General features: G+C 42.4%; 20 protein-coding genes. 4 read left to right on the plus strand and 16 right to left on the minus strand.

From position 1 onward, the window contains the following. The first annotated feature begins 15 nt into the window (after positions 1-15). Positions 16-1,101, plus strand: a complete 1,086-nt coding sequence (locus A0O21_RS06235) for a DEAD/DEAH box helicase (protein WP_067062981.1) — start codon at positions 16-18, stop codon at positions 1,099-1,101. A gap of 103 nt (positions 1,102-1,204) precedes the next feature. Here A0O21_RS06235 and A0O21_RS06240 read toward each other — a convergent pair whose 3' ends face one another. From A0O21_RS06240 to A0O21_RS06255, 4 genes are all read right to left on the minus strand, one after another. Continuing rightward, on the minus strand, positions 1,205-2,863 hold the full coding sequence (locus tag A0O21_RS06240; protein ID WP_067062984.1) for a phosphoenolpyruvate carboxykinase (ATP): 1,659 nt from the start codon (positions 2,861-2,863) through the stop codon (positions 1,205-1,207). A gap of 281 nt (positions 2,864-3,144) precedes the next feature. Then, complete coding sequence (locus tag A0O21_RS06245) at positions 3,145-4,575, minus strand: NADP-dependent glyceraldehyde-3-phosphate dehydrogenase (protein WP_067062988.1); 1,431 nt, start codon at positions 4,573-4,575, stop codon at positions 3,145-3,147. Between the two features lie 195 nt (positions 4,576-4,770). Next, complete coding sequence (ptsP, locus tag A0O21_RS06250) at positions 4,771-6,504, minus strand: phosphoenolpyruvate--protein phosphotransferase (RefSeq protein ID WP_067062993.1); 1,734 nt, start codon at positions 6,502-6,504, stop codon at positions 4,771-4,773. 2 nt (positions 6,505-6,506) lie between these two features. Then, positions 6,507-6,770, minus strand: coding sequence for a phosphocarrier protein HPr (locus tag A0O21_RS06255; protein WP_003064009.1), 264 nt, complete (start codon positions 6,768-6,770; stop codon positions 6,507-6,509). Between the two features lie 434 nt (positions 6,771-7,204). Between A0O21_RS06255 and A0O21_RS06260 the strand changes: the two genes are divergently transcribed. Then, positions 7,205-7,900: a GntR family transcriptional regulator gene (locus A0O21_RS06260; protein ID WP_067062996.1), complete on the plus strand. Its 696-nt coding sequence runs from the start codon at positions 7,205-7,207 to the stop codon at positions 7,898-7,900. Next, positions 7,893-8,759, plus strand: coding sequence for a triphosphoribosyl-dephospho-CoA synthase CitG (gene citG / locus A0O21_RS06265; RefSeq protein WP_067063001.1), 867 nt, complete (start codon positions 7,893-7,895; stop codon positions 8,757-8,759). The genes A0O21_RS06260 and citG overlap by 8 nt, the downstream gene beginning before the upstream one ends. A 220-nt stretch (positions 8,760-8,979) precedes the next feature. On the opposite strand, the gene citX is transcribed toward citG, so the two are convergent. The 12 genes from citX to A0O21_RS06325 all read right to left on the minus strand — a co-directional run bounded on the left by citX (position 8,980) and on the right by A0O21_RS06325 (position 20,438). Beyond that, complete coding sequence (citX, locus tag A0O21_RS06270) at positions 8,980-9,522, minus strand: citrate lyase holo-[acyl-carrier protein] synthase (protein WP_067063004.1); 543 nt, start codon at positions 9,520-9,522, stop codon at positions 8,980-8,982. Positions 9,523-9,706: 184 nt separating this feature from the next. Next, positions 9,707-10,993: a 2-hydroxycarboxylate transporter family protein gene (locus tag A0O21_RS06275; RefSeq protein ID WP_067063009.1), complete on the minus strand. Its 1,287-nt coding sequence runs from the start codon at positions 10,991-10,993 to the stop codon at positions 9,707-9,709. A 19-nt stretch (positions 10,994-11,012) separates the two neighbouring features. Beyond that, complete coding sequence (citF, locus tag A0O21_RS06280) at positions 11,013-12,554, minus strand: citrate lyase subunit alpha (RefSeq protein WP_067063014.1); 1,542 nt, start codon at positions 12,552-12,554, stop codon at positions 11,013-11,015. A gap of 1 nt (position 12,555) precedes the next feature. Further along, on the minus strand, positions 12,556-13,449 hold the full coding sequence (locus A0O21_RS06285) for an aldolase/citrate lyase family protein (protein ID WP_067063018.1): 894 nt from the start codon (positions 13,447-13,449) through the stop codon (positions 12,556-12,558). Continuing rightward, complete coding sequence (citD, locus tag A0O21_RS06290; protein WP_067063022.1) at positions 13,437-13,757, minus strand: citrate lyase acyl carrier protein; 321 nt, start codon at positions 13,755-13,757, stop codon at positions 13,437-13,439. The genes A0O21_RS06285 and citD overlap by 13 nt, the downstream gene beginning before the upstream one ends. Further along, entirely contained in the window at positions 13,754-14,773 is a 1,020-nt protein-coding gene (citC, locus tag A0O21_RS06295) for a [citrate (pro-3S)-lyase] ligase (protein ID WP_082854425.1), read from the minus strand. Before citC ends, citD begins: the two co-directional genes overlap by 4 nt. A gap of 38 nt (positions 14,774-14,811) precedes the next feature. Then, entirely contained in the window at positions 14,812-15,942 is a 1,131-nt protein-coding gene (locus A0O21_RS06300) for a sodium ion-translocating decarboxylase subunit beta (protein ID WP_067063030.1), read from the minus strand. A gap of 16 nt (positions 15,943-15,958) precedes the next feature. Continuing rightward, positions 15,959-16,312, minus strand: coding sequence for a biotin/lipoyl-containing protein (locus A0O21_RS06305; RefSeq protein WP_067063033.1), 354 nt, complete (start codon positions 16,310-16,312; stop codon positions 15,959-15,961). Between the two features lie 124 nt (positions 16,313-16,436). Continuing rightward, positions 16,437-16,727, minus strand: coding sequence for an OadG family transporter subunit (locus A0O21_RS06310; protein ID WP_067063037.1), 291 nt, complete (start codon positions 16,725-16,727; stop codon positions 16,437-16,439). Positions 16,728-16,869: 142 nt separating this feature from the next. Then, the gene (locus A0O21_RS06315; protein ID WP_067063042.1) at positions 16,870-18,255 is read right to left on the minus strand and encodes an oxaloacetate decarboxylase subunit alpha; all 1,386 of its coding nucleotides are present in this window, start codon (positions 18,253-18,255) and stop codon (positions 16,870-16,872) included. 542 nt (positions 18,256-18,797) lie between these two features. Further along, positions 18,798-19,145, minus strand: coding sequence for a hypothetical protein (locus A0O21_RS06320; RefSeq protein ID WP_067063045.1), 348 nt, complete (start codon positions 19,143-19,145; stop codon positions 18,798-18,800). A 24-nt stretch (positions 19,146-19,169) separates the two neighbouring features. Further along, positions 19,170-20,438 carry a DUF1576 domain-containing protein gene (locus A0O21_RS06325; protein WP_067063050.1) on the minus strand — a complete coding sequence of 423 codons (1,269 nt, stop codon included), beginning with the start codon at positions 20,436-20,438 and terminating at the stop codon, positions 19,170-19,172. Positions 20,439-20,809: 371 nt separating this feature from the next. Here A0O21_RS06325 and nrdH point away from each other — a divergent pair, with 371 nt between their 5' ends. Next, positions 20,810-21,034, plus strand: a complete 225-nt coding sequence (nrdH, locus tag A0O21_RS06330; RefSeq protein ID WP_067063054.1) for a glutaredoxin-like protein NrdH — start codon at positions 20,810-20,812, stop codon at positions 21,032-21,034. The last annotated feature ends 76 nt before the right edge of the window (positions 21,035-21,110 follow it).

Genomic DNA, 21,110 nt, shown 5'->3' on the forward strand with positions numbered 1-21,110 from the left:
TAGATAGGGACTATTATGATTTCTGCATTTCCGCAAATATGGCAACAAAAGTTAAAGGAAAACCGTTTTACCGAACTGACTCCTATTCAAAAGGAACTATTTGACATTATTTCTCAAGGGGATAATGTGCTTGGAATCAGTCCAACAGGTACTGGCAAGACACTGGCTTATCTGTTTCCCAGCCTGCTTAAGTTAGAAAAAGGTCAAGCCCAGCAGCTGCTAATTCTGGCAGCCAATACAGAGCTAGCCGGACAGATTTTTAAAGTTACCAAAGAATGGGCAGAACCGCTCGGTTTAAGGGCACAGCTCTTCATTTCCGGATCCAGTCAAAAACGCCAGATCGAACGGCTCAAAAAAGGGCCTGAAATTCTCATCGGGACACCTGGCCGCGTTTTTGAGCTAATCAAACTCAAAAAAATAAAAATGATGAAAGTAGACAGCATTATTCTCGATGAATATGATGAACTTTTGAGCGGGTCGCAGCACTCCTTTACAGACAATATCATAAAACGTGCTGCCCGTAAGCAGCAGCTGATCTATATAGGAGCAAGTCAGCCAACAGATAAAAATCTGTTGGCAGCTGATACCAGAATCATTGATTTATCTGCTCAAATACACAATCATATTGCCCACTACTACATACAAACAGACAAGCGCAGCCGATCAGAGCTCCTGCGTAAGTTTGCTAATATTCCAGAGTTTCGTGCCCTTGTTTTTTTCAATAAGCTTTCTGATTTAGGGGCCTGTGAAGAAAGACTCCAGTACAGAGGGGCTGCAGTGGCGTCTCTAGCCAGTGATATTAATATCAAGGAACGAAAGGCGGTATTGGAGCAATTTAAAAACAGAGAACTGTCTTTGCTGCTGGCCACAGATTTAGCGGCCAGAGGAATTGATATCAATGGTTTGGAATATGTTATTAACTTTGAAACCGCACATGATAAAGAGGTCTACACACACCGAGCCGGCAGAACCGGCAGAATGGGACATTCAGGTGCTGTTATCACTTTTATCACCCATAATGAAGAATTGAAAAAACTGCAAAAATTTGCTGATGTTTCGGAAGTTTACCTCAAAAACCAGCAGCTCTATTTAAAGGAATAGTTTTGCTAAAAAACAGTCTGTGACTTTTCTTTACAGAAAGAGTCACAGACTGTTTTTTTGATTATCAGCAGATGCTAGCAGCAAAACCGCTCCCTTAGTTTCTCTATGCTTTAGACAAACTTTCAATAACATCCTCTAAGCGCGAAATAGAACTTACAGGCAGAGCTGTTTTAGGATTGTCTTGGTTAAAGGACAGCAAAAAATTCAAACGAACCTGCATTCTCTCGCGAATCAGCTGTTTATAATTCTCATCAAAACGCGAAACCGGGTAGCCATCCAAATCTAAGTACTCAAAATGATTCAGAGGTCCAAAAGGCTTAAATGTCCCCTTGTTTTCGACAACTTGCTCAATAATATTCAGACTTATATTTTTAGGGATACTTCTGCCCATATACTGCCCGGTGTTAATGATATAGCAGTCAACACCAGCTTTAAACAGGGCTAAAAATTTACGGTAATCCTCAACTAAAGGATAAACTCTGAAAGGGTTGGCAAAAGGCTCAATAACAAGGCTTTGGCGGGCTCCGGAAATGTTTTCTGCATTGGAGCGTTTGGTCATTAAAGTACAGCCCATGGTTGTTGCCACTACCGGATCATTGATTTTTACCAAAGGCGGCAGTGAATCATCCTTCATAATCCAAAAAATCGCATTAATGGGTTCATTAATCCGATCTACCCGGTTAGGAGTTGCAAAACGTGATTTAACGGTTCGGCCGTTGCCATTGCGGATATCTTCGGTAACAAGTTTTTTACGGCGGTTTTCATCCATAGTCACACCGCAGTTCTGGACAGTAACAAAATAATCCTGCTCCGGATGGCCGGTCGGATAATCATTGGTTTTATCGAAATAAGCAGGTTCTAAAGCAACCGAGGAGCCATCTTTAACAGAGATAATAAAGGCGTCATCATGCAGAACTTTGATATCGTATTTATTGCCGTGCTTAGCGTGTGTTAAGGTTGACTTACCTGAACCTGACAGGCCGAAAAAGGAAGCGACATAATTTTTGTTATCTTTTTTACCCTGCTTCTGCTTAAAAATCTTAAGGCCGCCATGACAGGCTACATAACCATTCCGCGCCGCAGTACCCCAAGCTAAGGTCAGTGTCGCTTTCTTTAATTCTCCGAAATAATTTAAGCCGAGAATGATGACACAATTATGTCTGGTATCAAAATAAGCCAAACCATCCGGATAGTCAGGATGGGACCATTTCGGATCAAAGAAAACAAAAATATCATCTTCTTCATACTGTTTAGACACTTTTAGACGGTTCTTAAATTCCTCATCCAAAATCTGAAAGTTCAGCAGCCAAGAATAAAGGTTATTAATTTCTTCTTCCGGAACCATCAGATGGGCTCTGGCCATAAAAGTCTCATCAAGTCCGACAATGGCATCGGCTTTATAAAATTTTCTTTTATGAGATTGGTAGACGGCACTTCTGGCAATTGTTAACAAACGTTCATCTTCTTCACTGTCTCTGCCGTAAATTCTTCTGGCTTTAGCCGTTCTGCCAACAATCGCTCCTGAGTTGGTCAGCAATACCCTAGCATAAGAAGGCAGCCCCAGTTCTTTTGTATGAATAACCGGCATATCCAGTACAACAGTTCCTGCTGCTACCGAAGCCAGCTGATAAGCTTCTTCCAGTGTCTTAATCGGAATAACCTGGTTTTCATAAAAAGCTGTCTCAACAATCGTTTTTAAAGGTGAAAAGTAGGAACTGTCCTTACTCATCTCTTCTGGTGAAAATTGTTTCCGTGTAACCATTAAATTCCTCCTAGATAGTTTTAGGTTATTCTTATTATACCATAAATAAAAGAAAGCGCTGCCATTTTTTTGTCTCTCCCGCAATCTTTTTAAATACAAAACTTATCTACCAAAACTGAAAAAAAATCAGAATTTTAGGAGGCGACCCAATCTTAAACAAGCACATATAAGTCTTATAGCACTCTTTGCTGTTATTATAATAAAAAAGCCGGGACAAAAGTCCCGGCCCTACTGCTCAGAAAAACAGATAAACCATACATTTCCCTATAAAACCAACTGTCTTACGGTTTGATATCCAAGACAACAGACTTAATTCTGGTCATAGCTTCGATTGAGTATTTAACTCCCTGTGTATTCACACCGGATTTCTTAGCTCCCAAGAATGGGAAATTATCTGTTCCGCGCTGTGTTTTGTTATTAATATGAACCGTACCGACTTCAAGCTGTTCAGCAATCTTAAAGGCCAGCGGATAATCATTTGTGAAGACCGCACTTTGCAGACCGAATTCAGATTGGTTAGCAATATGGATAGCTTCTTCAGCAGACTGAACACGGATAATCGGCAGAACCGGACCAAACGGTTCCTCCCAAGCCAAACGCATATCAGTCGTCACATTATCAAAGACTGCCGGATAAATAGTGTTTCCTTCACGCTTAAGTTCAGTAAGAGCTGTTGCACCTTGTTCTTTTGCATCAAGGATAAGACCTTCGACATAATCAGCAGCTTTAGTATCAATCAGAGGTGTAATATCCGTATTGTCTTCAGGCATACCAACCGTTAAGTTAGCCACCCGCTCAACAATAAGCTCAGCCAGCTTATCAGCTATACTGTCCATGACCAGCACACGCTTAACAGCTGTACAGCGCTGACCGGAGTAACCAAAAGCACCGTCAACAATCTGTTTAGCTGTCAGTTCAAGATCAGCATCCTCAAGGACAATAGCTGCATCCTTACCACCTAATTCCAGCATAATCGGGCGCATACCAGCCAAACGGCCGATATTTTCACCAACAGGTGTTGAACCAGTAAAGTTGATAAAGTCAACCGCTTTGTGCTCAACAATATAATCACCGATAACAGAACCCCGTCCGGTAATCGTATTGAAAACACCAGCAGGCAGCCCGGCTTCAGCAAAAGCTTCTGCTAAAAGAAGTCCGGAGATAGACCCTTGCGTCGGCGGTTTAAAGGCCACTACATTCCCTGTAATAAGAGCCGGTGCAATTTTCGAACCGGCTAGGTTGACCGGATAGTTAAAAGGCGAAATGGCTAAAACAAGCCCCACCGGTTCACGGCGGACAACCGAAATCTTTCTCTTGCTGGCTGCTTCAAAACTGCCGCCTTCAAGCACTTCACCTTGCGTCCGAACACCTTCGGCAGCTGCAAACTCCATAATTTCTACGGTACGTGTCACTTCACCGACAGACGATTTAAGCCCTTTAGCTATTTCTTTAGAAAGAACAGAACCAATGGCCTCAGCTTTGCTGTACAAGATATCAGCGGCCTTGCGGATATAATTTGCCCGCTCTACGTAAGAAAGCGCTCGCCAAGCCGGAAAAGCTGCTTTTGCAGAAGCATAGACATAGTCTACTTCATCTGTGCTCATTGCAGGAACAGAACCGAGTTCCTCACCAGAAGCAGGGGCATAGATTTTAATTTCATCCTGTGAGAGTTTCCACTCCCCATTGACATAATTCTTATATTGTTTAGTCAATCTGAGTCTCCTTACTAATGTGATAGTTCCATTTTATCATTTTTTTAACTTTTTTCAATTATTTGATACAAAGAAAATTCAGAAAATTTCGACACAATAACAAAAATAGGGCTTTCATTAGATTTTAAGCTCTTGCCATTGACGTTTTATTTTCAAAAAAAGCCCTGAAAACACAAGGTTCTCAAGGCTGATGGATTAGTCAAAATCAACGTATTCTTTTTCAAGTTCCAAAACTTCATCCAGTGTCGCACATTCAGTCAGTGCACGCTGAGCCAGCTCTTTCATTTTAGCTGTGTCCAATTTTTTCATTAAACTGCGTGTGCGAAGAACTGAAGTTGCCGACATGGAGAATTCATCCAATCCCATACCGACAAGAAGCGGTACAGCTGTCTGATCACCGGCCATTTCACCGCACATACCGGCCCATTTGCCTTCTGCATGAGCAGCTTTGATGACATTATTAATCAAACGGAGAATAGATGGGTTATATGGCTGGTAAAGATAGGATACCTGTTCATTCATACGGTCAGCAGCCATAGTATACTGAATCAGGTCATTCGTTCCGATTGAGAAGAAGTCCACTTCCTTGGCAAATTGGTCAGCCAGCATTGCTGCAGCCGGGATTTCAATCATGATACCGACTTGAATATCATCTGAAACAGCAATCCCTTCAGCTTTTAGATTGGCTTTTTCTTCGTCAAATACGGCCTTAGCAGCACGGAATTCTTTCAGAAGGGCAACCATAGGGAACATAATACGGAGCTGTCCATGAACCGAGGCTCTAAGAAGCGCACGGATCTGCGTGCGGAACATTTGGTCCCCGGTCTCAGAGATAGAAATACGCAAAGCGCGGAAACCAAGGAAAGGGTTCATTTCTTTGGGAAGATCGAAGTAAGGGAGCTCTTTATCTCCGCCAATATCCATCGTCCGGACAACAACAGGTTTCCCCTTCATTCCTTCAAGAACAGCCTTATAAGCTTCGTACTGTTCATCTTCGGTTGGGAAGTCCTGAGAGTCCATATAAAGAAACTCAGTACGGTAAAGTCCCACTGCTTCTGATCCGTTATCATTAACCCCGTCAACATCTTTTGGCGTGCCGATATTAGCTGCCAATTCAAAATGTTTACCATCAGCAGTAACAGTTTTAGCATCTTTGAGCAGAGCCCACTCAGCTTTTTGTTTGGCATAAGCTTCGCCGGCCGCCTTGAATTCAGCAATTTGCTCATCAGTCGGGTTAATGATGACCTCTCCTGTTATACCATTGGCAGCAATAATATCACCATCTTTAACACGGCTAGTAATATCATTGGTTCCAAGAACAGCGGCAATCTCAAGCGTACGGGCCATAATAGCAGAATGGCTGGTCCGCCCGCCGATATTGGTAACAAAAGCCTTAACAAATTGTTTATTTAACTGTGCCGTATCCGATGGTGTCAAATCATGAGCAATAACCACCGATTCTTCAGCAATAGCTGCAGGATTTGGAAGTTTAACACCGAGCAGGTGGGCTAGGACACGTTTCGAAACATCGCGGATATCTGCGGCACGTTCCTGCATGTACGGATTATCTTCCATGCCTTCAAAGATAGTGATAAACATATCGGTCACTTCCTTGAGGCTGCTTTCTGCATTAGTCTGCTTAGTCCGAATGGTCTCTTTGATTTGTGTAATCATTTCTGGGTCAGCAAGGACCATCAAATGAGCATCAAAAACAGCAGCTGCTTCTTCACCAAGCGTCTCTACAGCCTGTTCACGGATAACAGAAAGCTCGTTCTGTGATGCCTCCAGCGCTGCATCTAAACGAGCCTCTTCTGCGTTTGTATCTTCGACTGTTACAGTCTCAAACGACAAATCCGGTTGAACGAGCAGATATGCTTTGGCAACAGCAACACCATCAGATGCGGCAATTCCTTTAAGCATTTCTGTCATAATTATGCCAATCCTTCTTTAGTCATTGTTTCTTCGATTGCTGCAAGGGCATCATCAGCATCAGCACCTTCTGCAGAGATAGTGACATCGGCACCTTGACCAACACCAAGGCTCATAACTCCCATAATTGACTTAAGGTTTACTGCTTTGCCTTTGTAATCCAAAGTAATATCTGAGGCAAATTTACTAGCTGTTTGTACCAGTAATGTAGCCGGACGTGCATGAATTCCTGTTTCTGCAACAATGTGAAAATCTTTTGAAGCCATAGTATGGTTCTCCTTCTTATTTTAGTGTAGTTTTGAATTATCCACATGATAACCCTTACAATTTAGTATTATACCAAATTTTATTTTTTTTTCAATTGCTAGACTGCTTTTTTTCTGAAAAGTAGCTATGAAAGTTTAAATGATATTTTAAAGTGAATTTTTATTCATTTCTGATAGGATAGCTCAGTAATACAGCTGAGTCAGCAACTATTTAGAAGATTTAAAAGGGTCGTATATTGTCTGTGTCAGTTGCAGACGGGAAAAAAAAGGAAAACACAAACGGCATCTTAAAACAGCTAGTTAAAACTTAAAGTTCAGCCTTTTATGTTAATTCCTGCACATATTAACTTTATTCTAAAGCTGAAATCAAGTATAATAGTAATAAAGACTGTTTCTTACGTTTTGCCCCATTATCTAAATAAAAGGGTGTTGTTATGAATCCATATATTGAAGTTGTTAAACAAAATTTTCAGCAGAGCTCGCGGAAGACTTTAAAAGAATCGCTATATGATGCTTTTCGTAAAACGATTATCCTCAGAGAAATCCCTGCTGGTGAACGTATCAATGAAAAAGAGTATGCTGAATGGCTTAATATCAGCCGTACTCCTATTCGCTATGCCCTTCAGGAACTGACTAAAGAAGGCCTTGTAGAGCATATTCCAAAAATTGGGACGGTTGTCAAAGGAATCAGTATTTCTGATGCTTATGAAATTTTTGATATTCGGACTGCCCTTGATACTTTAGCCACAATCAAAGCCGCACAATTAATGACGGCTGAAGACTTTAATGAGCTAAAAGAACTTTTGGAGTACGGCAACTACCTTGACCGCACCGATCAAGTCGATCTTCTCCTTAAAAATTTTTCTGATTTCAATGCGTTTATCTACGACAAAAGTCAGATGCCCCGTATGAAAAATATCGCTGAAACATTGAGAGAGTATCTTTTATATTTCAGAGATGTTTCAATCCGGGCAGCTGAGCGCCGCCACATTGCTTTAGAAGAGCACTGGCAGCTCTACGAGGCTATGAAAGAACGAGATGAAGAAACCATCAGAAAAGTCACATCAAGACATCTTGACCACTCCTTAACATTTATCATTCAGGAAATGGAGAAACGTCAAATTGACTGATCAATTCCACCAAAAACTAGCTGCCTTGGCTACTTCTGCTCTCCTCTATGAGCTTAGTCTGACTCCTAAGCCCGGTTTAGTGGACCGCTCCAATAACGGTGCCCACCAGGACATGGATTTCCCGCTTTTTATTAAAAGCAGTATGAGCCTGCTTCCATTCTTCGAGGATTATGCAAAGGCTGGACTGAACCACACCGGTTCTTTGCAAGCCTTATTTGATCAATCACGGTCAATTGGAATACGGGCTGAGCAGGCTATGTTCAGAGCCACAAAAGGGGTCAATACACATAAAGGGGCAAATTTTTCCTTTGCCCTTGTTCTCAGTGCGACGGGATATTTTTTAAAACATCATTCCAAAACTCTTCCCCTGTTACCTGCGGACAGCCAAGCGATTCTGCAGCTTATCCCAGCCATCTGCAGTTCTTCCCTGGAGGAGGATTTTCAGCATATTGACAGACAAAATCTTTCCTACGGAGAAAAACTTTATTTAGAGCACGGACTAAAAGGAATCAGGGGGGAAGCAGCCAGCGGCTATCCAACTCTTCAGAACCTCCTGCTCCCAGCATTAAGGCAAAGTTTAGTGCACAACTCAGCCGATGAAGCTTTTCACAAAGCTACTTTGCTTCTCATGGCGAACATTGAGGATGGGAATCTCATCCACAGAGGAGGAATTGCAGCCTGGCAGGAGGTCAAGAGGCAAACTCAAGAGGCGCTCAGTCAAAACCTATCAGCTGAGCAGCTCCGCAAATGGCTCTCTGACTATGACTGCTGCCTTATCCAAAAAAATCTCAGTCCTGGAGGAACGGCTGATTTTCTGGCACTTGGCTATTTCTTTATGCAGGCAGAGGGGCTTATCTAGATGCAGTCCCTCTAAAATTTACAAAGCTGACCTTTTTAGTCCCCAAACAGGACGGATAAGAATCTATTCTAGTAAAAAATGAGCGAGCCGGTTCTTGTATTCACATAAAACCAGTTCGCTCGTTTTTTTCTGATGATTAAAACAGTGTTTGGCAGTTAGATCTTTAGTTCTTTATAAAAGAGTATAATCAGAAAAACAGTATTACACAAGCAGAGCATTATTATGGCAAATAAGCTTGGCACAGTCTTTCTATGGCAGCCTGCATCTCCTCAACAGAATGCTGCCTGCTGCGCCCACACTCTTTAGCAGGTCTGTCACAAATCAAACACGTTCTCTGAGGATAGCCTAATTCTTGGCGGGATAAACTCATGGGTTCCAAATAATGAGGATCCCGGTACAAAACATCACTGTCATATAATCTGGCAAGTGGTGAAGATTCCTCAAAAGCAATCATCAAACCTTTCAAAGCTTCAGCTGTCGAATCCACTACTAAAAAGGCCTCCGGCCCTACCTTAGCATTCTTCACTTGTTGGTGAAGAATCAAAATCTTATGCCCGTTTAATAATTGGATAATCGCTTCTAAGCCATGCTGGAATAAGCGCTCAATAGAAGCATTATTCTTGATCGGGCCTGGGATATTACATTTGAAATCAAGAAGAACCATGTCCCTATAAAGCCCCAGCAACTGCTTCTGGCGTTCTAACCGCCATTCCCTGCCTGCTAAAACCTCCTGCAATGACACTGACGAACCAAATGAAAACATACTTACTCCTCAAGAAGATACAAAGGCCGTTAAAAACGCAAAAGGAAAGGCAGACAGACCACTGCCAGAATGACTAGAACTTAAGTCAGCACTAGGTCGCACATGCTTTTTTTTCCTGCAGCGTTTAGGCCGTATTCAATTCATAAAGAAGGGGCTGCCTGACAGCAGCTCCTTTTTATTTATCTTACAAGAACATTCCAAAGACAATACTTCCGATAACCAGCACTAAACCGCCACCTAGACGTGAAGACAGCTGTGCATAGGAAATCAAATCCATCCGTTCAGAAGCACCAAGAACTGCTAAGTCGCCGGAACCGCCGCGATTAGCCATACATAGGCCAGCTGTGACAGCTGAGTCAATCGGATAGAAGCCAACTAAGTAACCGATAATGGCTGATCCTAAAATCGCTCCTATAATAATCATTAAGGCCATTACAACGTTTGAGAAGGTGATAGCTGAAGCCAGTTCTCCAAGATCTGTATCGATTCCTACCCCAACCATAATAATTAAAATCATATTTTTCGTAAAGAAACTTTGAAGAACAGTAGCAGCCTTACGAACGTAAGCAGGAATAAGACCTAAAGCATTTGCTATCACCACAAAGACAATCATGTAAGCAAAGGTATGGATTTGAACACCAAAGATTGTTGGCAGCAGCACTTCGCTAAAGAGGCAGCCTAAAGCATAGAAAGTCAAGGACAGCAGGAAAGCACCGCCATAGTCAATCATAGAGAGTTTAACATCATCTTTTTCTGCAGCAATCTCCTCTGAATTTCTCATTAAAGTCTTGCCGTCACCAGTTAAAGCAGTGGCTCTTTTACCAATACCGTTAAGAAGACCGGCGGCAATAATAGCAAAAATATTTGCAATGGTCAAAATCGTAATCGCAAAACTATAGTAGCTGGCTGCCGGCTGACCAGTCGTTTTTTCATAAATTTGGCTGAGCGGCACTGCACCGGCACCATTACCGCCGCCCATAACCGGAAGAACATACCGAATGACTACATCTGCTGGATTTATCCCAAATAAAAGTCCTGTAATAATCCCCAGAAGAGCCGCACCGGCAACCCCTCCTAAAATAGCTGGAATATAGCCAGCCATTGATTTGAGCAGGAGTTTTCGTTCAAGTCCCAAAATAGAGCCTGTAATCAAAATAACGATAAACAGTGTCAGAAAATTAGCATCTTCTGTGGCCCAATTCATGGCTTCAACATAAGTTTTCGGGATAACATTAAAATAAACTAAGGCCGAACTTCCGAGAAAGGCCAGCACCAGCCCGCCTCCGATGTAAGTGTTCCAAATAGGAATGCGTTTCCCAATTTCATTGAAGACGACTCCGATTGAAAGCATAATAGCAAAGGCTCCGCCCAAATCAGTCGGCAAGGCACCCATGTACATAGCTGTCACACAGATGACAATCAATACCGCCGCCAGATAAGGCGGCAAACCTAGAAATTTCACGTTTTTCATGAAATATTCCTCCCTTATATTAATGTAAAATATTTTTAACTGTATCAATCAGAGTTCCATCTCGATATTCGATAAGAGCTACTACCTTATCGCCATATTGGATTGGATCCGGATGTCCAACAACCTCATAGGCTTTTTCCTGCAATTCTTTGATAGTGAACTGAGGAACTTTCAGTTCTTTGAAATGTTCTACTAAATCCGGCCGATTTGGATTGATGGCAATTCCGATTTCGGTAACGACAACATCGACACTGGTCCCTGGCGTAATAACCGTATTGACTTCTTCTACAAAGGTTGGAATCCGTCCCCGAACCAGAGGCGAGATAACCAAGCTCATCTTAGATGCAAAGGCTGTATCACAATGGCCGCCGGAAGCACCGCGAATAACACCGTCTGATCCTGTCATAACATTAACATTAAAGTTCGTATCGACTTCCAAAGCTGAAAGAATGCAGACATCCAGCTGATTAATAGCAGAACCCTTACTCAAAGGCGAGGCATACATATTGGCATCAATTTCATAGTGTTTCTCAGCATTGCGATCTAAAGAAAGAGCAGACGGGTGATCAAAATCCTGTACATCAATAATCTTGCCAACCAAGCCGTCTTCCAGTAATTCCACCATGGCGTTTGTGATGCCGCCAAGGGCAAAATTGGCCTTAATGCCGTCTTTTATCATTTGTTCACGAATGAAGCGTGTTACTGCAAGTGAAGCTCCGCCTGTCCCAGTCTGAAACGAGAAACCTTCCTTGTAGTAAGGAGAATTGGTAATCACTTTAGCAGCGTATTCAGCGATCAGCAGTTCTTTAGGGTTTTTAGTGAAGCGTGTTGCTCCTTTAGCGATACCGTTAGGATCGCCAATAGCATCAACTGCAACGACATAATCAACATCCGTCTGAGGAATACTAATTGGGGTGTTGGGATAAGGCACTAATGTGTCCGTAATAATGACCACCTGATCCGCATACTTGGCATCAACCATAGCATAGCCAAGAGAACCGCAGGTTGCTTTGCCTTTAGTCCCATTTGCATTGCCATAGGCATCAGAACTTGGGGCTCCTAAGAAAGCAACATCAATGTGAATATCTCCTCTGGCAATGGCACGGGCTCTGCCGCCATGAGAACGGATAACAACAGGGTTTTCCATAATTCCTTCGGAAATAGCTGCTCCCAGCTTATCGCGCAAGCCGCTGGAAGTAATGTTGGTAATCACTCCATTTTTGATATGTTCGATCAGGGGAGCATGAACATTAGCGATAGAACTTGGAGCAATGCTCAGGTTCTTAATCCCCATTTTAGCAATTTCATCCATAACCAAATTCATGACATAATCGCCTTCTCGAAAATGATGGTGAAAGGAAATCGTCATACCGTCTTTAAGACCGGTTTTTTCAATCGCTTCCCGAATAGATGAGAGCAATTTATTATCACGAGGCTTTACCGGCTTAACGTGACGGCTGGATTCTTGATAGCTGTCAATAGCAGCAAGTTCCCCTGAAAAAACACCATATTCTTCAGCGTACTTTGCCGGAATATCTCGACCTAATGTATTTAAAACCATATTACCACTCTGCCTCCTCTATAACTCCTGCAGCCTGTGCTAAAGCTAATGCACGCTGTGCTCGCTCTACAATCGGTTTATCAATCATTTTGCCATTTAAGGAAACAACACCCGATCCTTTGGCCTCAGCTTCTGCTATTGCTGCCATGACTTGCTGAGCATGGCTGATTTCTTTGTCCGTAGGGGTAAAGACATCGTTGACCACCGGTATTTGACGGGGATTGATAACTGATTTACCGTCAAAACCAAGCTGCTTAATCCTTTCAACTTCACGCCTGAAATTATCCATATCATTGACATCTGAAAAAACAGTATCGACTGCTGCAATACCCGCAGCGCGTGCTGCGTGAATGATCATAGACCGGGCAAAGAGAAGCTCTTCACCTTCCTTTTCTGGGTAACGCTTTGTCTTCATAGCCGTGACATAGTCTTCTGCTCCTAAAGCAATTCCAACCACGCGTTTATCAGCTGTTGCTATAGCCAGAGCATTAAAGACACCGACAGGCCCTTCAATAGCACAAAAGATTTTTGTAGAACCAATCTCACGGCCGATGCGCTCTTCAACCTCGGTAATAACTGTCGCCACATCAACAACATCTTGAGCTGTTTCAGTCTTAGGCAAACGAATACAGTCAATCCCGGCACGTACCATAGCTGCAATGTCGTCACGTCCGCCCGCAGCTAAATCATTAATCCGGACAATCGTTTCCGTATCCCCAAAATCAAATGTTTTAACAGCCTGGTAGAGCAGGAAACGAGCACTGTCTTTTTCCTTAAGTGATACGGAGTCCTCAAGGTCAAACATGATAGAATCCGCACCGTAAAGATTGGCATCCCTCAGCATAGCCGGATTGCTAGCTGGAACAAACATCATGGTTCTTCTTAATCGTTCCATTGTTCAATCTCCTCCCAATTGATGGATTCGGTCTGACCGCTGGCACGATGGACAGCTGCAATCAAACGTGCTTTGATAGTACAATCCAGAGCTCCTTGATCTTTAACGACTAACTTAGCATCCTTAACACCCATAGAAGACAAAGTCTCCTGAATGACCTGGCGAATTTGGGCTCCAAACTGCTTTTCGACTGAACTGGTTAAATCCAGTTCAACCCCTTTGCCAGAATTTTGATCAATTAAAATCTGGACATCTGATGACTCCAAGGTGCCGGCGACACCTTGCTGTCTTAGTTCAAAATGGCTCATAAGCTACAAGTCCTTTCTATTTTTTGCTTAATATACTGATAAGTTGACGGAGGAACTAGCGGTTCAATCTGAGCAAGTTCACCTTTTCGCCACAGTTCACGGACACGAGACGCACTGATAACTTCACCGTCCTGCGCTATCCTTTCGATAACAATAAGCTCCATAACAGGCGATAAGACCTTATGCAACTCTTGGTTATAAATAGCTGTAACCGGAGATTTGGGTTCTGTCCCTAAGAAGCGGTGTGTTAAATCCAGAGCCGGAACGATATGCCGTTTAAACAGCTGGGCATCCAAATTAGCTTGTATCCTTGCCACATTCTCTTCTTCTGACAGAAAATAAGATGGAAAGGTTGCTGTTGAGACCATATAAGGACCTGTCTCAACGACTTTTACCTGCTCCAAATGTGCTACACCAGCCTGGACTAAAGCAAAGCGATCCTTAAAAGAAACATCGGACCGGTCCTGAGAAACAACAAAAAGATAAAGACTGTCCACCGCTTTTACGGCCTGTTCTACCAAATAGAGATGGCCTTTAGTAAACGGGTTGGCATTCATGACAATCGCCCCTTTTGTAGGCCCCAGTATCCTTTTCATCTTTAAGTCAGCAAGATAGCTATCCAAGCCTCTGACGGCTTTTTCCATGAACACCAATTTATTCGGGACTCGTGCCAGTTCTCGAAAGCCCAAATGCTCAAAAGAAAGGCTGGCGTCTGGCTTGGTATAAAGATAGCAGCTCTCAAATGTTTCAAAAATCAAAGATTCTAAATGGGAGACTAAGCTGCTGATAACCGTACCGCCTGTATGAAGTCTGTCAACTGCTACGCACTTAATGACATTGTCAAAAATACTGCCTGTTGCTATCAGTTTATCCCCATCATAGATACCGTACACAGCATCTATAGTGTCTTCCTCACGAATGCCATTTGCTTTTAAGAGATTTAACCAATTTTTTTTCACATTAGGCTGCTGCTGTACCCACAAACGCTCGACAAGCATACTCATGCTATCCCCCATTCTAATCCTCTAAAACGATACACAGGCTTTTGCATCTATCAGCCGAAGTATTGCAGCAGAACGCCCGCAGCGACAGCAGATCCAATAACACCCGCTACATTAGGTCCCATAGCATGCATCAGTAAGAAATTTGACGGATCTTCTTCGACACCTACCCCCTGCACAACGCGTGCCGCCATAGGAACAGCGGATATCCCTGCCGCGCCAATCATTGGATTAATCTTCCCCTTGGTCAGACGGTACATCAGCCGACCCATCAGGACCCCTGCTGCTGTACCTGCTGCAAAGGCAATTAAACCAAGCACTATAATTTTTATCGTATCCGGTGACAGCAAAATATCAGCTTCAGCTTTAGCACCTACACTGACTCCCAGCAGGATAGTAATAATATACATCAACGAATTAGATAGAGTTTCAGTAATCTTAGGCACCCGCCCCGATTCCTTAATCAGATTGCCCAGCATCAGCATTCCAATAAGTGGAGCCGAAGATGGTAAAATCAAAACTGTAAAAATGGTAACAACAATTGGAAAGAGAATTTTCTCCTTCTTAGAAACAGGACGCAGCTGCTGCATTTTAACCTTGCGCTGTTCCTTAGTCGTTAAAGCTTTAATAATAGGAGGCTGAATAATCGGAACTAAAGCCATATAGGAATATGCAGCTAAAGCAATTGTTGACAGCAGATGCGGAGCTAGCTGGCTGGTCGTATAGATCGCTGTCGGACCGTCCGCACCGCCAATAATACCAACAGAAGCAGCTTCCGGTCCTGTCATGCCCAGCATGATTGACCCCATCAAGGCTATAAAAATGCCAACTTGAGCCGCGCCTCCCAACAATAAGGTCCTGGGATTTGAAATCAAAGGACCAAAATCCGTTGTCGCTCCCAAACAAAGGAAAATAAGCGGAGGGTAAATGCCCTTATCCACTCCCTGATAGAGGTAATAAATCAGTCCCCCGTTCGCACCGTCCACAGGATGATCCATCAGCCCTCCTAAAGGCAGATTAACCAGCAGCATCCCAAAAGCAATCGGAATTAACAGATAAGGTTCATACCCCTTGGCAATCGCTAAATAAAGAAACAGGCAGGCAATTCCAAGCACAATAACCGTCTTAAAGTCAAGAGCCATAAATCCCGAGGAATCAAACATTTCAATTAGAGCGTCTAACATAAACCCCTCTCCCTCTTTATAATGTCATCAGGACTGTACCTGCTTCAACTTGTGTTCCTTTATCAACAAAAATCTGATTCACGACACCATCTGCCGAAGCTACTACAGCACTTTCCATCTTCATCGCTTCCAAAATGCAGAGCGTATCTCCTGCTTTAACACTTGCCCCTACCTGAACATTGAGGGAAATAATCGTTCCCGGCATAGGAGCAGTAACTTCTATTCCTTTGCTGTTGCTGCTTGGATCAGGTGCTTGAGTGTCTGAAGAAGGCGATTCGGACTGACGGGCTTGATTCAGTTCTTTATCCGAAATTTCTTCTAAAGTCACATCATAGGTCTGACCATTGACTGTAATCTGATATTTTTTCATACAAAACTCCCTTAATTAAGATACAAAGGCCGTTTAAAAATCCGTATGAAAATAGGGGATGGCAAGTGATGCTGGCATCACGATGACAGCCATCTTTTTCACTAGGATTTTAGGCCGTGTTCAGTTATTTAATTCGTTTAATTGTTGTGATACGATACTTTTTATCTTGCTCATCATTACTAGCAACAGCTAAAGCTGTGAGCGCTGCTACTAATTTTAATTCTTCGCTGTCAGCTAAGGTCTGCTCTTTTTCTTGAGAAGCCGGCTGGGCTGGCAAAACACTGGCAGCACTCTGTGAATTTTCAATGAATTTAAATCCTTCTATTATAAACATCAGACCGACTAATACAACCATAACGACAGTTATCGCAACAACCGAAAGACTTAAAGCTTCCATAATACTAATGTGTTCCATTGCCCCTCCTCTTCAATTCATCAAAAATGGCAGCGCCTTTACGACCCAAGAATACGACTTTCTATTATATTAAAGGCCGATGCTTTATGAACCATTTTATTTCAAATCTATCTGCGTAAAGATCTAGCCAATCCGCAGAACTCTACATGACAGCCTGAATTCTAACAATCTTTTCCTCAGGTCGTTTCTGACTGTCCTGCAGCTGATATTTCTGTTCTAAAAAGTCCTTTCCCAATTGCGGGAACATCGCATAGATCAGCACATCTTCTTCGGAACGTGCCAACCCTTTCAATTCCTGCTTCATTTGGTCTAATTCCGGTTCCAGCAAGTCGGCAGGGCGAACAGTAATGACCGGTTCATCCTCAACAATCTTTTGCTTGATACTGTCTTTAATCGGAGCTGGAGATTTGCCGTATTTACCGCAAACATAATCTTTTATTTCATTTGGAACCATCTTATAGCGTTCGTTGGTTAAAACATTAAAGACTGCCTGTGTCCCAACCATTTGGCTGAGGGGCGTTACAAGAGGAGGATAGCCGAGATCTTCCCGTACCCGCGGGACCTCCTTGAGAACTTCTTCGTAAAGATGCTCAGACTTAGCCTGCTTGAGCTGAGAATAGAGGTTGGACAGCATACCTCCAGGAACTTGATAGATCAAAGTTCTAGGCTCCAAGCCCATCATCTTAGGAGCCAAAACACCTTCCTCAATATATTTTTCTTTGATAGGTTTAAAATAGTCACTGATAGCTACCAAAACCTCATCATCCAAGTCTACTTTAAATCCCAGTTCTTTTAATACCGTACTGAGACTTTCAGTAGCTGGCTGGCTGGTCCCGCCAGCCAGAGGGGAGATAGCCGTGTCGATAATATCTGCTCCAGCTTCGATAGCTGCCATATAGGTCATCTCAGATGTCCCGCTAGTTGCATGTGTATGAACTTCTATCGGAAGATCCGTCACTTCTTTCAAAGCAGGAATTAAGTCTTTCGCAGCAGCTGGTGTTAAAATACCTGCCATATCTTTCACACAAATGGAGTCAGCTCCCAAAGCCGTCATCTCTTGAGTCAGCTGTTTATAATATTCGATGGTATGAACTGGGCTTGTTGTGTAACAAATCGTCAGCTGGGCATGCTTGCCGTTTTTCTTGACAGCCTTAACGCTAGCCTCTAAATTGCGCACATCATTCAAAGCGTCAAAAATACGAAATATATCCATACCATTTTGTGCAGCGGACGTGATGAACTGTTCGACTATATCATCAGCATAGTGACGATAGCCAAGAAGATTTTGGCCGCGCAGCAGCATTTGCAGTTTCGTGTTCTTCGCTCTTTTTTTAATCGCTCGCAATCGCTCCCAAGGATCTTCATTCAGGTAACGAACACAGGAATCAAATGTGGCTCCTCCCCAGCACTCCAGAGCATGGTAGCCTGCCTTATCGAGCTGCTCCATGATCGGCAGCATCTCATCAGTCCGTAAACGAGTAGCCATCAAACTTTGATGCGCATCGCGCAGCACTGTCTCTGTAAACATGATATGTTTCACACAGTTATCCTCCTTTACAATGAGTAGGACCCTTATATTTTTGGTAGGGCTTACAACCTTATATTATTTGGTTTGGTAGGGCTTACAAACTATTATACAACTTCAACATTCAAAAAAAACAGAAAGACACCAAAAAAACACAAAAAACACTTGAAAAACATCAAAAACAAGTCTTTATCATCTGCTTAAGCACAAAACGGGAATCTGATGCCTTTCATCATTACAAAAAAATGAGAGAATACTCAGTCAGCCTGAATTCCTCCCACCCTAACACAAGATACAAAGGCCGGTTAAAAATCCGTATGAAAATGACGGTAAGTCCGAAATCTCTGATTTCGCAGACGCACCTCTGCCAAGACGACTAAAAGGGTGCGGGCGGCCTCTAGGACGACAAAACCTTCAGACATTTACGGCAAGCGGTAACTAGGTAACGATACAGATTCCCATCCCCTTACTCCCCTTTTCAAGGTTGGGGCTGAAATCATCTACTGGATGATTTCACTACACAGCGTTTAGGCCGTGTGCAATCATTAAGAAACGCCGATATTTCTGTAAATCTTCAATGTCAGCATCCCCTCTTTATGTTCGAGAGTTGCCAGATCAATAGCTCTTCCCAGCAAACTGTAATCATGATCTGTCCCATGACCTCCCAGCAGCGCATTGTAATATTCATCAATCTCCACTTCGCGTTCCGTATTAAGGTCTCTCAGCAGATGCTTAAAATGATTGGGAATATCCGGAGAAGGTGCTGTGATACTCAGTTCAAATTTATCTTTGTCAAGTTGAAAGGAGACATCGAATTGATAGTATCTATGCTCTAAAAAATAACCTATCAATTCTTTCATAATGCGTGTTGCCTTATTTTTTTCACTAATCATAGCTATTAGCCTTACCTTTACGTTTTATTCTTTTGATTTTTTACGACGAGGCAGGCTTTCCAATATCGGAACCAAAAAGGCTGCTACAAAACCGCTGGAAAAGCCATTGTTATAAAGGCACAGCCCTAAATGGAGATCAATAACACTCTGTGTTATGTTAAATTGGAGAAATCCTGCTATCATCCCTACTATTATACCATAATAGCCAGCAAGCGGAGCCAGTGAAGTGCCAAATAAAAAAGATAAAGCAAAGCCAATCGTCCCAAATGATTGATTGGCAAACCAAGCAGCTAAAATGACCCCAAAAGCAACTGGCAGTGTATTGCGCAGGTGTTTCCCAAAACCAGCAAAACCGATGATAGACATAAGACCGCCTGCAATGGGGCCATTCAGCTGAACCCTCATCACCAGTAACAAACTCAAGTAGACCATTCCTAAAAGTCCCATGTTAAAAAAGGCAGTCTTTCGTCCGTACTTGATGACAAAATCATCTGGCAGGCGGCCAACACGGTGATTCAGCTTAATAAATTTCGTTCTAAAGTCCTGAAAATCCAGACCAATCAAAGCTTGACCAAGCATCAGCAGACAAATAGACAGTATATAGACTAAAATATAGTCGTGGGCTTCAGTACTCAGTACTTGAGCTGTTGGAATTTCAAACTGGAAATAGCGCAGACAGGCATAGACAAACATACCGATAACTCCAGATGTAAAACCAATATTATAGAGAGTGTAGCCCTGATGGAATTTCAAAAATGCTTCGGCAAGAGGCGGAGTGATAAAGCCCAAAATTAAGCCTAAAACGATTGCCCCTAATATTGAAATAAGCGACAAACCGTGCGAAAACATAATATAAGACACAGCAGGCGCCATACAGGTTGCAAACAGACTGATAGAAGTATAAATTTTGAAAGACTGATGTGACAGTTGGGCATATAAGATGACACCCAAAATAATAGGCAAAATATTTAGCAGATGTGTCCCAAAAAAAGAATGGCCAACAAAAATGCCTATCGCTGCCATCTGAAAACCGGTCAGATGGGTCAATTGGTTACGAATATTTAAATAATAAGCAATAGCCAGATGCAAAGCAGCATTTACAAAAGTTGCAGCTATGCCTGCTACAGCAAAAAAATCATGAATCAGATAGGTTTGCACTGTTAACAGATGAACATAATCCTCCCACCAAGTTGTCTTCGCAGGGGTTATCAAACCAAAAATAAAGGTCCCAATGGCTAATAAAAGAAGATTATCTTTTTCCCAATTCAGCTGCCGCAGAAAGCTTAATCGCATCTTCTCAGTCCTCCTTTGCCAAACTTCCTTAATACTAAAGTAACCTAACTGACGATAAACAGCAAGGTTTTTTAGTGTGTTTTTTAAGCGCTTACATAGCTGAATGGTCTTTTTCTGCTTCCCAGTCCTGATTTCGCCCCTTCTTTTTAAGATATCAGTTTAGCCTGTCAGCAGGAGCCAACTTTCCCGTCTGAATCTATCCTTCAGCCTGCTCAAAAGCAGGTCTGACACTACATTTCGTGTTCAATAGAGATAGCAAACACAATATATTGTGTTTTTTTAAGAGAAATCTCTTGCTTTTTTTATTTATTTTGTATATCCTAGATACATATGCCTTTTCCAGAAACGGAAATTTTTAGGAGGAATGATTTATGTCTCAAATCACATTGTTTTCAAAAAATAACTGCATGCAGTGCAAAATGACCAAAAAGTTTTTAGAGCAACATCAAGCGGATTTTACAGAAATTAATATTGATGAACATCCCGAAAAAATTGATTATGTCAAAAGTCTTGGTTTCACTGCTGCTCCTGTAATTGAAGCCGGTGATTATGTTTTTTCAGGCTTTCAGCCCAATAAATTAAAAGAAATTATTTAATTTTAAGGCTTCATCTCACAAATAATTGGAATGAAGCCTTATTATATGTAAAAAGTAATACTATAAAAGGAATTTT

The organism is Streptococcus pantholopis (genome assembly GCF_001642085.1).
In the GTDB taxonomy this organism is placed as follows: Bacteria; Bacillota; Bacilli; order Lactobacillales; family Streptococcaceae; genus Streptococcus; species Streptococcus pantholopis.

What these genes read in the sequence shown, in the direction of transcription:
- citD (WP_067063022.1), bottom strand. Translation starts at nt 13,757, where the DNA reads ATGAGCCATTTTGAACTAAGACAGCAAGGTGTCGCCGGCACCTTGGAG.
- A0O21_RS06285 (WP_067063018.1), bottom strand. Translation starts at nt 13,449, where the DNA reads ATGGAACGATTAAGAAGAACCATGATGTTTGTTCCAGCTAGCAATCCG.
- A0O21_RS06315 (WP_067063042.1), bottom strand. Translation starts at nt 18,255, where the DNA reads ATGTTTACAGAGACAGTGCTGCGCGATGCGCATCAAAGTTTGATGGCT.
- citX (WP_067063004.1), bottom strand. Translation starts at nt 9,522, where the DNA reads ATGTTTTCATTTGGTTCGTCAGTGTCATTGCAGGAGGTTTTAGCAGGC.
- citF (WP_067063014.1), bottom strand. Translation starts at nt 12,554, where the DNA reads ATGGTTTTAAATACATTAGGTCGAGATATTCCGGCAAAGTACGCTGAA.
- citC (WP_082854425.1), bottom strand. Translation starts at nt 14,773, where the DNA reads ATGGGGGATAGCATGAGTATGCTTGTCGAGCGTTTGTGGGTACAGCAG.
- ptsP (WP_067062993.1), bottom strand. Translation starts at nt 6,504, where the DNA reads ATGACAGAAATGCTTAAAGGAATTGCCGCATCTGATGGTGTTGCTGTT.
- A0O21_RS06300 (WP_067063030.1), bottom strand. Translation starts at nt 15,942, where the DNA reads ATGTTAGACGCTCTAATTGAAATGTTTGATTCCTCGGGATTTATGGCT.
- A0O21_RS06320 (WP_067063045.1), bottom strand. Translation starts at nt 19,145, where the DNA reads ATGATTAGTGAAAAAAATAAGGCAACACGCATTATGAAAGAATTGATA.
- A0O21_RS06255 (WP_003064009.1), bottom strand. Translation starts at nt 6,770, where the DNA reads ATGGCTTCAAAAGATTTTCACATTGTTGCAGAAACAGGAATTCATGCA.
- A0O21_RS06310 (WP_067063037.1), bottom strand. Translation starts at nt 16,727, where the DNA reads ATGGAACACATTAGTATTATGGAAGCTTTAAGTCTTTCGGTTGTTGCG.
- A0O21_RS06275 (WP_067063009.1), bottom strand. Translation starts at nt 10,993, where the DNA reads ATGAAAAACGTGAAATTTCTAGGTTTGCCGCCTTATCTGGCGGCGGTA.
- A0O21_RS06260 (WP_067062996.1), top strand. Translation starts at nt 7,205, where the DNA reads ATGAATCCATATATTGAAGTTGTTAAACAAAATTTTCAGCAGAGCTCG.
- nrdH (WP_067063054.1), top strand. Translation starts at nt 20,810, where the DNA reads ATGTCTCAAATCACATTGTTTTCAAAAAATAACTGCATGCAGTGCAAA.
- A0O21_RS06305 (WP_067063033.1), bottom strand. Translation starts at nt 16,312, where the DNA reads ATGAAAAAATATCAGATTACAGTCAATGGTCAGACCTATGATGTGACT.
- A0O21_RS06325 (WP_067063050.1), bottom strand. Translation starts at nt 20,438, where the DNA reads ATGCGATTAAGCTTTCTGCGGCAGCTGAATTGGGAAAAAGATAATCTT.
- A0O21_RS06235 (WP_067062981.1), top strand. Translation starts at nt 16, where the DNA reads ATGATTTCTGCATTTCCGCAAATATGGCAACAAAAGTTAAAGGAAAAC.
- A0O21_RS06240 (WP_067062984.1), bottom strand. Translation starts at nt 2,863, where the DNA reads ATGGTTACACGGAAACAATTTTCACCAGAAGAGATGAGTAAGGACAGT.